Consider the following 15,469-nt stretch of genomic DNA (forward strand, 5'->3'; position numbering starts at 1 on the left):
GCTACGGGGCGATGACGGTGTCGAGGTCGGGCTCCGACTCCAGGAAGCCCCACTTCACGGCCATGTCGCTGAGCTGCACGATCAGGTCGTCCTCCAGCTCTCCTGAGAGCCGCTCGAGCCCGATGACTTCGACCGTCTCGGCAGGCATGCCCGTGAACTCGACGATCGTCTCGCGCAGGCCCTCGTCATCGGCCGTCGCGGCGTCCAGCGTCTCGGTGAGCGCGTCACGCCACTGCTGCACCAGCTCGGGGTTGTCGTCGACCGTCGCCCCCGAGGCGAAGGAGACCATGGTCGGCAGGCCGGGGATCGAGTCCTGGTTGGGGAAGCCGACGATCGAGAACGTCTCCGCGTCCGCCTTCGCCGCTGAATAGAAGGGCTCGGGGATCCAGACGGCGTCGGCGTTGCCCGCCTCGAGCTGCGCGAGCGCGTCCGGGAACGGCACCTCGATGTACTCGACGCTGGAGGGGTCACCGCCGTCGCGCTCGATCGCCTCGTTGATCGTGAGGTCGCCCTGGGTCTTGAGGGTGTTGGTCGCGACCGTCTTGCCCTCGAGGTCGCTCCACGATTCGATGCCGTCGCCCGCGCGCACGACGACGGCGTTGATGTCCTCGCCCTCGGCGAGCGAGTACGAATAGCCCGACACCATGCGCATATCGATGCCCTGCGTCGCCGCCGTGAGAACGGAGAGGCCGTTGCCGATGCCGAAGTCGTACTCTCCTGTCGAGACGGACGGCAGCATGGCCGCACCGCCCTGCGCTTCGGCGAGCGTGACGTCGAGGCCGTGCTCTTCGAAGATGCCCTCGTCGATGCCGTACTGCACGGCGGCCGACGGCGCGATCTTCAGCACACCGACGGTGACGGAGGTGAGACCCTCGGTCTCGCCGGAGCCGCCCTCTCCGCCCCCGCCGCTCGGAGACCCCTGGCTGCAGGACGCGAGGAGGAGACCTGTTGCGGCCACGGCCGCGATTGCTGTGATTCGAGTGCGACTGAACATGCTCAGCTACTCCTTTGTGACTGAGTGAGCGCCCTTCCAGGCGTCGGGTAAAACCAGTAAACCTTCCCACTATTGAAAATGTCAATGGTTCAGGCCACCATGTTCCCAGAGCCCGCCGGCAACGCCGCCGGTGGGCGACCTCGAAGAGGAGGAACACCCATGAGAAAACTCCCCCGTCTGCTCGTCGGCCTCGCGGCCGCGGCGGGCCTGACACTGTCGGCGACCGCCGCTCTCGCGGCGCCGCCGACCGCTCCGCCACAGGTCGTACCGGCCCAGCCGGGCACCCTCGCCGAGTGCACCGCGCTCGCCGACTTCGCCTACGAAGACACGCAGATCGACACCGTCGAGCTGGTCCCGGCCGGCGCACTCCAGAACGCCGGCGAAGACATCGGCGAGCACTGCCTCGTGCAGGGTCGGATGAATGAGCGCGTCAGCGAGGTCGACGGCCAGACCTACGCGATCGGGTTCGAGATGCGCCTCCCGACCGATTGGTCCGGCCGCTTCCTCTACCAGGCCAACGGCGGCATGGACGGCAACGTGAACACGGCGATGGGCGCACCCATGCGCGGCCAGCTCGAGAACGGACTGCAGAAGGGCTTCGCCGTGATCAGCGCCGACGCGGGTCACTCCGGCGCGCAGAACCCGCTGTTCGGGCTCGACCCGCAGGCACGGCTCGACTACGGCTACCAGGCCGTCGGCACGCTCACGCCGATGGCCAAGGAGCTCATCGCAGAGGCGTACGGGCGAGGGCCCGACACGTCGTACATCGCCGGAGGTTCCAACGGCGGCCGCCACACGATGGTGGCCGCAACGCGCTACGCCGACCAGTACGACGGGTTCCTGCCCGTCGCGCCCGGCTTCAACCTGCCGCAGGCGGCCGTCGCGCAGATCTGGGGCGCGCAGCAGTGGAACACGGTCGCGACGACGCCCGGCGACCTCGAATCGGCCTTCACCGCCGAAGAGCGCTCCGTCGTGTCGCAGGCGATCCTCGACCGATGCGACGGCATCGACCGCCTCGTCGACGGCATCGTCGCGGACGGCGAGCGCTGCGCGAAGTTCTTCGACGTCGAGCGCGACATCCCGAGCTGCGAGGGCGACAGGGACGGCACATGCCTCTCGGCAGCGCAGAAGGAGGTGCTCGACCGAGTGATGGCGGGCGCGGCCACGAGCGATGGCGACGCGATCTACACGTCGTTCCCGTGGGACGCCGGCATCTCGAACTCGGGCTGGGCCGGATGGAAGCTGGGCGCGAGCATCGCCCTCGACCCGATGGCCGTCGGGTTCGTGTTCTCGCCGGAGCCCGAAGACCCGTCGATCCTCAGCGACCTGCCCGGCTACGCCCTCGCCCTCGATATCGACGAGAAGGCCGCCGGCATCTGGGAGCAGGGCATCGCAGGCGAAAGCGCCATGGACTTCATGACGCCCGTCGGCGACGACACCGGCCTCGACACGCTGCGCGACACGGGCGCGAAGATGCTCGTCGTGCACGGCGCTTCCGACGGCGTCTTCAGCCCGGATGACACGGCGCGCTGGTACGGCGAGGTCTCCGATCGCTACAAGGATGCGCGCGACTTCGTGCGCTACTTCGAGGTGCCGGGCATGGCGCACGTGCAGGGCGGCCAGGCGACCGACCAGTTCGACGCGCTCGGCACGCTCGTGTCGTGGGTCGAGCAGGGCGAGGCGCCCGACCGCATCGTCGCGACGGCCCGCGGCGCAGGAAACCCCGCAGGCGCCAACAACGAGGTCCCCGCCGACTGGTCGGCGGACCGCACACGGCCCCTCTGCCCCTACCCCGAGGTCGCCCGCTACACGGGCGGCGACCCCGAATCGGCGGAGAGCTTCGCCTGCAAGCCGAGCTCGGGCGAGCCGGGGAGCGCCCGCTGACCGGCTGAGTCCACACGTCTCCGTCGAGCCCCCTGCGAACGGCAGCGGACTCGACGGAGACGTGCCGGTCTGCGCCGCTGCCGTGAAGTCCGGACCTGGGTGTCCGAGAACGAATCGTGCGCGCCCCTAGACATATACCTATCGTCATAGCTATATTCGATCCGGACGGGCACCGACGCCCGTCACGACGGAAGGACCCACATCCGTGAACGCTGGTCAGAACCTCCTCGACGACTTCTCGCTCGAGATGACGGGCAAGGACGTGCCCGGCCTGCTCGAGGCGCAGAGCTCCATCCCGCAGGGCACGCGCATCAACGTGACCTTCCTCGGCAATGAGGATCTCGAGATGCGCGTCGCCGCTGCGAAGGCCGTGAAAGAGGCCGGCTTCGTGCCCGTGCCCCACGTCTCGGCCCGCCGCATCGCCTCCGCCGCACGGCTGGAGGAGTTCCTCGCCGCACTGCGCGACGTCGGTGCGACCGACCACGTCTTCGCCGTCGGCGGCGACCCGGAGACACCCGAGGGGCCGTACGCGAGCTCCCTCGACCTGATCCGCTCCGGCCTCCTGCCCGAGTACGGCGTCAAGGAGGTCTCGATCGCGGGCTATCCCGAGGGCCACCCCGACATCGCAGACGACGTGCTCTGGGAGCACCTCGAGGCGAAAGCGACCGCGCTGCGGGACCAGGGCCTCGACGCCGTGATCCTCACGCAGTTCGGCTTCGACACGGAGCCGGTGGCCTCGTGGATCCGCGAGGTCCGCGCGCGCGGCATCGACGCGCCCATCCGGATCGGGACGCCGGGCCCCGCCGGCATCAAGCGCCTGCTCGGCTTCGCCCGCCGCTTCGGCATCGGCGCCAACGCGATGATCGTCAAGAAGTACGGCTTCTCGCTCACGAACCTGATGGGGACGGCAGGCCCTGACCGCTTCATCAACGACCTCGGCGCGCTCGTCGCCGCCGACGGTGCCGCCGGTGACATCGGAATCCACCTGTACACCTTCGGCGGCCTGTCGGCGACGGCCGAGTGGGCACGGAAGTTCCAGGCGGCGGCATGAGCGGCACCATCCCCGAACTCGTCGACCACGCGAGCCTGATCGTGCACGGGCCCGACCAGCAGGGCATCGTGAGCCAGGTCGCGTCGGTCATCAGCCGCAACGGCGGAAACATCCTCTCGCTCGACCAGCATTCGACCGACCCCGTGGACGGTCAGTTCTTCCAGCGGGTCGTGCTGCACCGCCCCGACCTCGTCGCCGCGATGCCCGACATCCGGTCCGACCTCGCGAACACGCTCGAGCCGATGGGGCTGGCGTGGAAGCTGCGCGACATGTCGCAGCCGATGCGCGTAGCGATCCTCGCCTCGAAGAGCGACCACTGCATCCTCGACCTCCTGTGGCGCCACCGCCGCGGCGAACTGGCCGTGACGATCCCGATGACGATCTCGAACCATACCGACGTCGCCGACGACGTGCGCCAGTTCGGGATCCCGTTCTTCCACGTGCCGTCGCAGACAGGACCCGACAAGTCGCAATCGGAGGCCGAGATCCTGAAGCTCGTGCAGGGCAACGTCGACCTCATCGTGCTCGCCCGGTACATGCAGGTGATCTCCGATGACTTCCTCCAGAATGTCGGCGTCCCTGTGATCAACATCCACCACTCGTTCCTGCCGGCGTTCATCGGCGCGGGCCCCTACCGCAAGGCGAAGGAGCGCGGTGTCAAGCTCATCGGCGCGACCGCGCACTATGTCACGGAGGAGCTCGATGAGGGACCGATCATCGAGCAGGACGTCGTGCGGGTCACCCACGCCGAGACCGTCCACGACCTGCAGAGCCGCGGTGCCGATGTCGAGCGCGCCGTGCTCAGCCGCGCCGTGCTCTGGCACGCGCAGGACCGTGTGATCCGGCACGGCAACCACACCATCGTCTTCCCCTCCTGACCCCATCTCAGAAATCAGAAAGGTTCATCGTGGCACCCCAGAATCTTCAGCAGGCGATCGACCAGGCAGGAAACCCGGTCGAGCTGCTGCGCAACTCCCAGATCGGCTCGTACATCTACCCCGTCGTGCCCGCCGACTTCCAGAACTGGATCAAGGAACAGAGGGCCTGGCGCGAGACCGCCGTTCTCTACGACCAGTCGCACCACATGGACAACGTGTTCCTGAAGGGCTCCGACGCCATCAAGCTGATCAGCGACACCGCGATCAACTCCGTCGCGAACTTCGCCGTCGACAAGGCGAAGCAGTACGTGCCGACCACGGCGGCCGGCCACGTCATCGGCGACGGCATCCTCTTCCGCGAGGCCGAGGACGAGTACGTGTACGTCGGCCGCGCACCCGCATCGAACTGGCTCATGTTCCACGGCGAGACCGGCGGGTACTCGAACCTCGACATCGAGGTCGACCGCCGCTCCCCCTCGCGCCCCTACGGCCACCCCGTCACGCGCAAGTACTACCGCTTCCAGATCCAGGGCCCAAAAGCCTGGGACGTCATCGAGAAGGTCAACGGCGGCCCGCTCGAGCAGCTGAAGTTCTTCAACATGTCGACCATGACGATCGCGGGCAAGCAGGTGCGCACGCTGCGCCACGGCATGGCGGGCGCCCCCGGCCTCGAGATCTGGGGCCCTTACGAGGACCACGACCTGATCCGCGACACGATCGTGAATGCGGGCGCCGAATTCGGCCTCGTCCCCGTCGGTTCGCGCGCCTACCCGTCGAACACGCTCGAGTCGGGGTGGATCCCCTCGCCGCTGCCCGCGATCTACACGGGCGCCGAGGAGGCCGCCTACCGCCAGTGGCTCGGCGCCGACAGCTACGAGGCGACCGGAACGCTCGCCGGCTCGTACGTGGGCGACATCGAGGACTACTACCTCACGCCCTGGGAGCTCGGCTACGGCAACTTCGTCAAGTTCGACCACGACTTCATCGGGCGCGACGCGCTCGAGAAGGTCGACCCGGCGACCCAGCGCCGCAAGGTGACGCTCGCCTGGAACGCCGACGACCTCACGAAGATCTTCGGCTCGCTGTTCGACACCGACGGCCCGAGCTACAAGTTCTTCGACCTGCCGCTCGCGAACTACGGCTCGGCGAACTACGACTCGGTCGTCGACGCCGACGGCAACGTCGTGGGCTACTCGATGTTCACGGGCTACAGCGCGAACGAGAAGCGCGGCCTGTCGCTCGCGACGGTCAACCCTGACGTCCCGGAGGGCGCCGAGGTGAAGGTCGTCTGGGGCGAGCCGAACGGCGGCACCAAGAAGGCCTCGGTCGAGCCCCACGAGCAGATCGAGGTGCGCGCCGTCGTCAGCCCCGTGCCGTACTCCACGGTCGCCCGAGAGACGTACCACGGCGGCTGGCGCACGGGCTACGGCAGCTGATCCGCCGCCTCTGACACCGTCGGGCCGGGGCTCGGGTTCGGTCTTCGGATCGCCCGAGCCCCGCGCCGCGCCCGCCGGTTCCGCGCATCCGCGAGAGGATCGACTTCATGAGTCTGCGATACGCCCTGCTCGCCCTGCTCAGGGTCGGCCCCATGTCGGGCTACGACCTGAAGCTGCAGTTCGACACGTCCGTCGGCCACCTGTGGCACGCGCCCGACAGCCAGATCTACCCCGAGCTGCGCAAGATGCAGGACGCCGGCCTCATCGAGGGCGAGGACCAGGTCCGCGGTACCCGCGGCACCCGGCGGGTCTACCACGTGACGGACGCGGGCGAATCCGACTACCTCGCGTGGATGAACGGCCCGCTCTCGTACGCCCGCGTGCGCGAGCCGGCGTCGCTCAAGGCCGCCTACCTCGAGGCTGCGACGCCCGAGGCGGCACGCACCTTCCTCGAGGAGCACATCGCGCACTGGCGGGGCGAGCTCGACCAGTGGGAGGACGAGCTCACCCGCATCGAGGGCCGCTCGAACCCCGCGCTCATGCGACGCCTCGAGATCACTCCCGAAGACGACAAGGACCGCGTCGTCGCGTTCAAGCGCCTCGGCTACGAGAACCTGATCGAGCGCGCCCGCACCGAGATCGCGTGGGCGCAGCGGGGCCTGACGATGCTCGAGCGGTTGCAGGGACGAGACGCATGACCGCCCGCATCGCCTTCATCGGCCTCGGCGCGCTCGGCGCGATCTACTCCGAGCGCATCGCCACGGGCCTTGCCGAGTCCGCCGACGTCTTCGCGATCGCCGACGGCGACCGCGCCGATCGCCTCGCGGCGGAGGGCGTCACGATCAACGGCGCCCCGTTCCGGCCCCGGATCGAGCGCCCCGACGCTTCCTCCGGCCCCGTCGAACTGCTCGTCATCGCAACGAAGGCCAGCGGCCTCTCCCCCGCGATCGATCTCGCGCGCCCCTTCGCCGGCGCAGGCACCGTCATCCTGAGCCTGATCAACGGCATCCACAGCGAGCCGATCCTCGCCGAGGCCTTCCCCGAAGCCGAGGTTCTGCTGTCGATGACGGCGGGCAGCGACGTGGAGCGCAGCGGAAGCGTCGTCTCCTACGAGAACTTCGGCAGGATCGCATTCGGCCGCGAGCGGAACGAACCGGCGGACGCCGTCGTGTCGAGCACGGACGAGCTCCTCGCACGGGCGGGAGTGCCGCACGAGGTGCCCGCTGACATGGAGCGCGTTCTGTGGTGGAAGTTCATGGGCAACGTCGGCATCAATCCGAGCTCGGCCCTCCTCGACGCCGAGTACGGCGCCTACCAGGGCGCCGATTCCCCGGCGCGCGAGGTGATGCGCGCCGCCCAGCGGGAGCTGCTCCTCGTCGCGAACGCGCGCGGCGTCGCCCTGACGGAAGCCGATATGAACGAGTGGCAGCGCACCGTCGACGGTCTGGCCCCCGCGGGTCGGACATCGATGCTGCAGGACATGCGGGCGGCCCGGCCCACCGAGATCGACATCTTCAGCGGCGAGGTCGCGCGCCTCGGCCGGGAGCACGGCATCCCGACGCCCGTCAACGATCTGCTGCTGAACGGCATCAGGGCCCGCGAGCGGATCGTCGGCGCCGCCTGACGCACGGGGAGGTCGACGAGGCGCGCGAGAGCTCCGGATGTCGCGCTGCGGCATCCGGAGCTGCGCTCGGGCGGGGTCTCAGAACACGAGGCTCAGGCCGAGATAGCCGAGGGCGCCGATCCCCGCTGCCGCGGGCAGGGTGATCACCCAGGCGAGCCCGATGGGGCGCATCAGCTTCCAGTTGGCCGCCCGGTTCACGAGCCCGACGCCGAGCACGGCACCGATCAGGATGTGCGTGCTCGAGACGGGCAGGCCCATGACCGAGGCGAGCATCACGACACTGGCCGCCGCGAGCTCCGCCGCGAAACCGCTGGCCGGGTGGATCTCGGTGAGGTTCTTCCCGACCGTCGTGATGACCTTGCGCCCGATGAACCAGAGGCCTGCGAGCATCGCGACGCCGAACGCGACCATGACCGCAGTCGGCACGGCCGCCTCGGCGCCGACCCGGCCCGACTGCAGCGTGTCGAGCACGGCGGCGAACGGCCCGACGGCGTTCGCGATGTCGTTCGAGCCGTGGCTGAACGCGAAGGCGCTCGCCGTGAACACCTGCATCCACGCGAACAGCAGGTACGTGGCCTTCGACAGCGCCTGCTTACGCAGCGTCTTCGTGAAGATGTACACGGCCATCCAGACCGCCGCCCCGATCATGCCCATGATCAGGAAGTTGCCGACCGAGTCGATGTTCAGGTGGAGGTTCTTGAGCCCCTTGAAGAGCATCATCGAGGAGATGATGATGGCGCCGCCCGCCGCGAGCAGCGGCACCCAGGTCTCGAGCGCACGGTGCGAATCGAGCCGAGCGGCGCGATCGTCGATGTCGGCGAGTTCGCGGTAGTACTCGGTCTCGAGCTCGGCACGGTCGTAGTCCGGCTGGCGGAACACCGCGGCGTCCTGAGCCATCGCATTGTTGTAGGCGATCTGCTGGATCTCGCCGAGCCGCTCGAAGCCCTCCTTGTGGCGGGTGCGGTGCTCGGCGCGCTCGCGCTTGATGTCGCGGATGGCCTCGTCAGCGCGCTCGTTGTACACCAGGATGTAGCGCTTGATGGCGCCGTAGAGCAGGAACGCGACCGTGCCGCCGAGGAGAGGCGACAGGACCCACGAGACGGCGATCTGGCCGATCTCGCCCCATTGCACCATGCTCCAGCCGCCCGTGCCCGTTGCGAACCCCATCGTCACTGCAGCCCCGACGATGCCGCCGATGATCGAGTGCGTCGTCGAGACCGGCCATCCCATCCGGGTCGCGATCAGCAGCCAGACGGCGGCGCCGAGCAGCGCGGCCATCATGATGTAGACGAAGTCCATCGGGTCGCCGGCGACGACGTCGAGGTCGACGATGCCGCTGCGCACCGTGTCGGTCACCTCGCCGCCCGCCAGGACGGCACCGGATACTTCGAAGACCGCCGCGACGACGAGCGCCTGCTTCATCGTCAGGGTCCCGGCCCCGACGCTCGTGCCGAACGAGTTCGCCACGTCGTTCCCGCCGATGTTGAAGGCCATGAACAGGCCGAAGACGATCGCCGTGAACAGGATGAGCCGGTTGGTGCTGTCGGGCACCCAGCCGAACGACCAGAGGGTGAAGGTGATGAACGCCACCGCGAGGAGCAGGCCGAAACCGAGGTGCCACCAGCGGTCGCTTCCCTCGGTGCGGCTCTCGGAGCCGACGAGCGGGGTCGGGGATTGAGCGGTCATGGTGCGGTCCTTCCGCGATGGTCGGGAACAACACGCGCAGGATAGGCATGCGCGGCCGACCGACCGGAGGCGACCGGATGAACGCCGCGTGAACGCGCTGAAGCTGTTCTCGTAGGGGCCGCCCGCGGGCCTGCGGCCGGATGTCGCCTGCCGCCCGTAGGCTGTGGACATGGACGACGAGGAGCTGGTCAAGGAGGCGCTGCGCGGTTACGACCGCTCGCTCCTCGAGTACCGTGCGCTCCGCGACGCGCTCGAGAACGAACTGCCGCAGCAGCTGAAGCAGTGGGGCGTGCTCGACTTCCGTGTCGAGGCCCGCGTGAAGCGGCGCGGTTCCTTCGAGCAGAAGGTCAGGCGCGACCCCGCCAAGCCCGTGCACGACACGCTCGGCCTCCGCATCATGGCGTTCTTCCGCAGCGATCTCACGCAGGTCGAGCGCATGACCCGGCGCCTGTTCGAGGTCGTCGAGGAGTCGTACATCGACAAGGGCAACCTGCTCGGCGACGAGAGCTTCGGTTACCGCAGCGTGCAGTTCGTCGGCCTCACGCGCGGCGCCGAGCCGTTCTCGGAGTTCCCCGCCGGCCTGCCCGTCGAGATCCAGATCCGCACGATGCTCGAGCACGTGTGGGCCGAGGTCGAGCACGATTTCCGCTACAAGCCCCAGTCGGGCGCCCCCGATCCTGAGATCAACCGCCGCTTCGCGCTCACGGCGGCGCTGCTCGAGCAGGCCGACCGCAACCTCGACGACATCCGGCGCGAGATGGAGGAACGCTGACGCGGGCCCGCGTCACGCCTCGAACGGGTGCGCGGCGCCGAAGGCGCGAACGATCGGGCCGGATTTCGCGACCGTCTCGCGCAATTCGGCCTCCGGGTCGCTGTCGAAGGTGATCGCTCCCCCGGTGCCGATCGTCACCGCGCCGGCCTCGACCACGGCCGTCCGGATGACCACCGAGAGGTCGACGGCCCCATCGCGGGAGAACAGCCCGAGCACACCGGAGTACACGCCGCGGGGCTCGGCCTCGAGCCCGTCGAGCAGCTCGACCGTGCGCTGTTTGGGCGCCCCCGTCATGGAACCGGGCGGGAACAGCGCTCGGGCGGCGCGCACACCCGCGGCCTCGCGGGGGCGGAGCCGCGAGCTGATCGTCGTCACGAGCTGGTGCACCGTCTCGTACGACTCGACCGCCATCAGCCGGGGCACCTCGACGGATCCGGGCTCGCTCACGGGCACGAGGTCGTTGCGCATCAGGTCGACGATCATCAGGTTCTCTGCGCGCGTCTTCGGGTCGGCCGCGAGTCGCTCCGCCGCGAGCGCGTCGTCCGCGGGGTCGGATTCGCGACGGGCCGTGCCCTTGATCGGCTTCGTCTCGGCGAGCCCATCGGGGCCCACGCGCAGGTACCGCTCGGGCGAGCATGACAGCACCTCGCGCCCCGGCAGCCGCAGGAACGCGGCGTTCGGCGCGGGGTTCGACGAGCGCAGCCGGAGGTAGGCGGCGAGCCCGTCGCCTGTGAAGGGCAGGCGCAGGTTGTAGGTGTAACAGGCCTCGTACGAGTCGCCGTCGTACAGCCAGCGGCGCACCTCGGCGAGGTCGGCGAGGTATCGCTCGCGCGAGACCGAGGTGCGCGCGACCACGGGCACGGCCCGCGCGGTGCCCGGCGGTGCGCCGACCGGTCGGCGCACCGGCTCCGCGACGCGCCGCGCGACGTCCTCGACCCAGGCACGGGCATCCGGGAGCTCGCGCTCCGGCCCCACCGCGACGGCGATCGCGTCGCCCGTCTCGTGGTCGAGCACGACGAAACGACTGAGGTGCACGAGCTGGGCCGGGGGCCCGTCGCTCGGCCCGACGCGGCCGATCGCCTTGGCGTCGTAGCCGATGCATCCGACGTACCCACCGGCGAACGGCAGCTCCCCGATCGGATCGACCGGGTGCGCGGCGATCCGCTCGGTGAGCACCTCCCAGACCGCGTCGCCGGCCTCGAGCACGTCGTCGCGGTCGGTCTCTGGCGCCCCCATGATCGACCAGCGGCCCATGCCGTAGGCCGACCGCGCACTGTCGAGCCACACCGCGATCGGTCGGTCGCCGTACAGGCTCGCGAACAGCGCTGCGGGGTCTGCGGCAGCCCCCGCGACGCGGCGGGTCAGCGACACCCACGTCTCCCGCGTCGTGTCGTCGGGCGACGGCCCGTGCATTGGTGCCCCGCTGTCCGGCCTGACACCACCGCGCGCGACGCCGGGCGCGCCCGCGTCGCGCGACCGCCCGCCGATCTCACTCATCGCCGCTCCTCAGGAAGTTCGCGATCAGCCGCGCGCCGTGTGCGCTCCCGATCGACTCCGGATGGAATTGCACGCCCGACCAGCGGCGCTCGCGGTGCTCGCCCGCCATCGGCAGCCCGTCGCGGGAGCGCGCCGTGACGCGCAGCGGCGCCGGTTCGGCAACGACGAGCGAGTGGTAGCGCACGGCGTCGAAGCCGTTCGGCACTCCGGCGAACATGCCCGTCCCGTCGTGGTCGATCACGTCGACGAGGCCGTGCGCGGGGCGCGGGGCGCGCACGACGCTGCCGCCGAGGGCAACCGCCATCGCCTGGAACCCGAAGCACACGCCGAAGACCGGTACGCTCGCGCGGCGCAGCACCTCGAGCGTGTGACCGACGTCCGCGTCGTGATGCGGGGATCCGGGGCCCGGCCCGAGCACGATGTGCGTCGCTCGCTCCAGGTCGCCCGCGCCGACGGCGTCGCTCTGCACGAGTCGAGGCTCGCGGCCCGTCACCTCCCACACCAGCTGAGCGATGTTCGCCGTGTAGGAGTCGTGGTGATCCACGAGCAGCACGCGCGACGGTGGGGCCATCCCCCCATTCTCCGGCATGCGCCGCGCGCTCATCCGCCGCCGCATAGGATTTCTCGGGTGACCACGCCCCTCCTCGTCGCCTTCGACCTCGACGACACGCTCGCGCCGTCGAAGAGCCCGATCGACGCCCGCATCGGAGACCTGCTCATCCGGCTCGCGCGCCGGGTCGAGGTCGCGGTGATCTCGGGGGGCAACATCGAGCAGTTCCGCGCGCAGCTCGTGGACCGGCTGCCGGACGCCCCCGGCGCTCTGGCCCATCTCCACCTACTGCCCACCTGCGGCACCCGCTACGACCGCTTCGACGGTGAGCGCTTCTCGCCCGTGTACGCCCACGACCTCACGGCCGACGAGCGCGACCGCGCGGCGGCGGCGCTCGAGGAGGAGGCGCGCCGCCTCGGCGTATGGGAGGAGCGCACCTGGGGCGACATCGTGGAGGACCGCGGCTCGCAGGTGACGTTCTCGGCGCTCGGCCAGAGCGCGCCCGTCGACGCCAAGCGGGCGTGGGACCCGGACGGCGCGAAGAAGTCGGCCCTGCGGGAGGCCGTCGCCGGGCGGCTGCCCGACCTCGAGGTCCGCTCGGGCGGCTCGACCTCGGTCGACATCACCCGCCGCGGCATCGACAAGGCCTACGGCATGCGCCGCCTCGCCGAGCAGACGGGCATCCGGCTCGACGACATGCTGTTCTACGGCGATCGCCTCGACCCCGACGGCAACGACCGCCCCGTGCTCGACCTGGGCGTCGCGTGCGTCGAGGTCACGGGCTGGGAGGACACGGCAGACAGCCTCGACGCACTGCTCGAGCGCCTCCCGGAGCGCGCCTGAGCCAGGGCGGCACCCCGACCACGCGGCAGGCCGAGCACAACGCAGGAGATCGCCCGCCGCGACGGGCCGAACCCGGCATGTCGCGCCCCGGGCCCGAAGAATATCCTGCGTTGTGCGCGCGGAGGGGCGACCGCCTCGGGCCGAGGCGTCAGCCGGCGGACGGGGCCGCCGACTCGACCGGCGCGCCCACCGGAGCCAGGCGGGTGAGCTGCGTCACGTGGCGCGGCTCCAGCTCCTCGATGCTCGAGACCCCGAGCAGCGCCATGGTGCGGCGCACCTCGCTCGCGAGGATCTCGATCGTGCGGTCGACGCCCTCGCGGCCGCCGGCCATCAGACCGTAGAGGTACGCGCGGCCGATCAGCGTGAACTTCGCGCCGAGCGCCATCGCCGCCACGATGTCCTGGCCGCTCATGATGCCGGTGTCGACCATCACGGTCGCGTCCCCGCCGACCTCCTTGACGACCTGCGGAAGCAGGCGGAACGGGATCGGCGCGCGGTCGAGCTGGCGCCCGCCGTGGTTCGAGAGGATGATGCCGTCGACGCCCCTGTCGATCAGTTTCACGGCATCCGGAACGTTCTGCACGCCCTTGACGACGATCTTGCCCGGCCACATCTCCCGGATGACCTCGAGGTCGTCGTAGCTGATCGTCGGGTCCATCGCCGCGTTGAGCAGGTCGCCGACCGTTCCCCCTGTCGTCGACAGCGAGGCGAACTCGAGCTTCGGCGTCGTGAGGAAGTCGATCCACCACCAGGGCCGCGGCAGCGCGTTGGCGATCGTGCCGAGCGACAGCTGCGGCGGGATCGAGAAGCCGTTGCGCCCGTCGCGCATGCGGTTGCCGGCGATCGGGGTGTCGACCGTGAACTGCAGCGTGTCGAAGCCCGCCTCGGCGGCGCGCTTCACGAGCCCGTACGAGATCTCGCGCTCGCGCATCACGTAGAGCTGGAACCAGTTGCGGCCGTTCGGGTTCGCCTTCCTGACGTCCTCGATCGACGTCGTGCCGAGCGTCGAGAGCGTGAACGGGATGCCGGCGGCGCCGGCGGCGCCCGCGCCCGCCGTCTCGCCCTCGGTCTGCATCAGGCGCGTGAAGCCCGTCGGCGCGATGCCGAACGGCAGCGACGACGTGCCCCCGAGGATCTCGGTCGTCGTGTCGACGTTCGGCGCGGGTTTGAGGATGTCGGGGTGGAACTCGATGTCCTCGAACGCCTGGCGGGCGCGCTTCATCGACAGCTCCTGGTCGGCGGCGCCGTCGGTGTAGTCGAAGGCGGCGGCCGGCGTGCGGCGCTTGGCGATGTCGCGCAGGTCGTAGATCGAGAACGCCTTCTTCAGCCGGGCGTCCCTGCCGAACTCGGGCATCTTGATCTTCAGGAACTCGAAGACCTCGGCGGGTTTCGGGATCTGTCGCTGGACCATGGCTTCCTCTCGTCGTCAGTCGGCCGCGCGCATCTGCGCGTAGTAGCCGGAGATGTGGTCGGTGACGAGGCGGGCAGCCCCGTCGGGGTCGTGGTTCCGGATGGCCTCGAGCAGGCCCGCATGCTCGTCGCGCAGGCGCGCCGCCGTCGGCTCCCAGTCCCGGATCGTGCGGGCACCGGCCGTGACGTAGGCATCGATCGCCGTGCGCAGGCCCGCCATCACGGTCGCGATGACGGCGTTCCCCGACGCCTCGGCGAGCGCGTGGTGGAAGCTCTGGTCGAGGGTGAGGAACTCCTCGCGCGTCAGGCCGTCGCGTCCCATCGCCGCCAGGAGGTCCTCTGCCTGCGAGAGGTCCGCCTCGCGTCGGCGGGCGAGCTCGGCGACGACCGAGCCCTCGAGCACGAGGCGGGTCCTGACGATGTCGGCGAACGCGAATGCTTGCGTCGCGGCCTGCAGCCTCAGCAGCGCACCGAGCCCGCCCGCGGGCGCGGCGACGATCATCGCACCGGATGAGGGGCCGGAGCCGACGGCGGTGCGGACGACGCCCATGGCCTCGAGGACCCGCAGCGCCTCGCGCACGCTGGAGCGGCCGACGCCCATCCGGGTCGCGAGCTCGCGCTCGCCGGGGAGCCGGTCGCCCGGCGAGAGCTCCCCGCTGAACAGGTCGGCCTCCAGCGCGTCGAGCACGGTGCGCCAGGCGCGCGGCGTCTCGGCCATCCGTCCCCCTCGCTCCTGTGGTCAGACCACTGTGGTCCGACCACACTAGCACCCGCGGCGGCCTCGCGAACGCCGGGCCGCGGACGCGCGGAATATGACGCAGAGTGACACCCGATTCCGCGGACG

At 70.1% G+C, this 15,469-nt stretch carries 14 protein-coding genes; 8 read left to right on the forward strand and 6 right to left on the reverse strand.

Annotation, left to right across the window (positions count from 1 at the left end; genetic code table 11):
- Position 1 precedes the first annotated feature (1 nt).
- Positions 2-994, reverse strand: a complete 993-nt coding sequence (locus C0010_RS13450; protein ID WP_105567606.1) for an ABC transporter substrate-binding protein — start codon at positions 992-994, stop codon at positions 2-4.
- Positions 995-1,153: 159 nt separating this feature from the next.
- Here C0010_RS13450 and C0010_RS13455 point away from each other — a divergent pair, with 159 nt between their 5' ends.
- From C0010_RS13455 to C0010_RS13480, 6 genes are all read left to right on the forward strand, one after another.
- Positions 1,154-2,878, forward strand: coding sequence for a tannase/feruloyl esterase family alpha/beta hydrolase (locus C0010_RS13455; protein WP_105567607.1), 1,725 nt, complete (start codon positions 1,154-1,156; stop codon positions 2,876-2,878).
- 247 nt (positions 2,879-3,125) lie between these two features.
- Positions 3,126-3,929, forward strand: coding sequence for a methylenetetrahydrofolate reductase (locus tag C0010_RS13460; RefSeq protein WP_105567641.1), 804 nt, complete (start codon positions 3,126-3,128; stop codon positions 3,927-3,929).
- Positions 3,926-4,807, forward strand: a complete 882-nt coding sequence (gene purU / locus C0010_RS13465) for a formyltetrahydrofolate deformylase (protein WP_105567608.1) — start codon at positions 3,926-3,928, stop codon at positions 4,805-4,807. The genes C0010_RS13460 and purU overlap by 4 nt, the downstream gene beginning before the upstream one ends.
- 29 nt (positions 4,808-4,836) lie before the next feature.
- On the forward strand, positions 4,837-6,243 hold the full coding sequence (ligM, locus tag C0010_RS13470) for a vanillate/3-O-methylgallate O-demethylase (protein WP_105567609.1): 1,407 nt from the start codon (positions 4,837-4,839) through the stop codon (positions 6,241-6,243).
- Positions 6,244-6,350: 107 nt separating this feature from the next.
- Positions 6,351-6,941, forward strand: a complete 591-nt coding sequence (locus C0010_RS13475; protein ID WP_105567610.1) for a PadR family transcriptional regulator — start codon at positions 6,351-6,353, stop codon at positions 6,939-6,941.
- Complete coding sequence (locus C0010_RS13480) at positions 6,938-7,867, forward strand: ketopantoate reductase family protein (protein WP_105567611.1); 930 nt, start codon at positions 6,938-6,940, stop codon at positions 7,865-7,867. The genes C0010_RS13475 and C0010_RS13480 overlap by 4 nt, the downstream gene beginning before the upstream one ends.
- A 78-nt stretch (positions 7,868-7,945) precedes the next feature.
- Here the strand turns inward: C0010_RS13480 and C0010_RS13485 are convergent, their stop codons facing one another.
- Positions 7,946-9,553, reverse strand: coding sequence for an inorganic phosphate transporter (locus C0010_RS13485; RefSeq protein WP_105567612.1), 1,608 nt, complete (start codon positions 9,551-9,553; stop codon positions 7,946-7,948).
- Positions 9,554-9,722: 169 nt separating this feature from the next.
- On the opposite strand from C0010_RS13485, the gene C0010_RS13490 reads away from it, so the two are divergent.
- Positions 9,723-10,325 (forward strand): GTP pyrophosphokinase, encoded by a 603-nt coding sequence (locus C0010_RS13490; protein WP_105567613.1) that lies wholly within the window; start codon positions 9,723-9,725, stop codon positions 10,323-10,325.
- Positions 10,326-10,337: 12 nt separating this feature from the next.
- Here C0010_RS13490 and C0010_RS15170 read toward each other — a convergent pair whose 3' ends face one another.
- Both C0010_RS15170 and C0010_RS15175 read right to left on the reverse strand, forming a co-directional pair.
- Positions 10,338-11,822 carry an anthranilate synthase component I family protein gene (locus tag C0010_RS15170; RefSeq protein WP_232531964.1) on the reverse strand — a complete coding sequence of 495 codons (1,485 nt, stop codon included), beginning with the start codon at positions 11,820-11,822 and terminating at the stop codon, positions 10,338-10,340.
- Entirely contained in the window at positions 11,815-12,393 is a 579-nt protein-coding gene (locus C0010_RS15175; protein ID WP_198410841.1) for an anthranilate synthase component II, read from the reverse strand. Before C0010_RS15175 ends, C0010_RS15170 begins: the two co-directional genes overlap by 8 nt.
- A 57-nt stretch (positions 12,394-12,450) precedes the next feature.
- Here C0010_RS15175 and C0010_RS13500 point away from each other — a divergent pair, with 57 nt between their 5' ends.
- The gene (locus tag C0010_RS13500; protein ID WP_105567614.1) at positions 12,451-13,215 is read left to right on the forward strand and encodes an HAD-IIB family hydrolase; all 765 of its coding nucleotides are present in this window, start codon (positions 12,451-12,453) and stop codon (positions 13,213-13,215) included.
- A 148-nt stretch (positions 13,216-13,363) separates the two neighbouring features.
- Here C0010_RS13500 and C0010_RS13505 read toward each other — a convergent pair whose 3' ends face one another.
- Together C0010_RS13505 and C0010_RS13510 are read right to left on the reverse strand one after the other, a co-directional pair.
- Complete coding sequence (locus tag C0010_RS13505; protein ID WP_105567615.1) at positions 13,364-14,626, reverse strand: alpha-hydroxy acid oxidase; 1,263 nt, start codon at positions 14,624-14,626, stop codon at positions 13,364-13,366.
- Between the two features lie 15 nt (positions 14,627-14,641).
- Positions 14,642-15,343, reverse strand: coding sequence for a FadR/GntR family transcriptional regulator (locus C0010_RS13510; protein ID WP_105567616.1), 702 nt, complete (start codon positions 15,341-15,343; stop codon positions 14,642-14,644).
- Positions 15,344-15,469: the final 126 nt, after the last annotated feature.

This window comes from Microbacterium halophytorum, assembly GCF_002970975.1.
GTDB lineage: Bacteria > Actinomycetota > Actinomycetes > Actinomycetales > Microbacteriaceae > Microbacterium > Microbacterium halophytorum.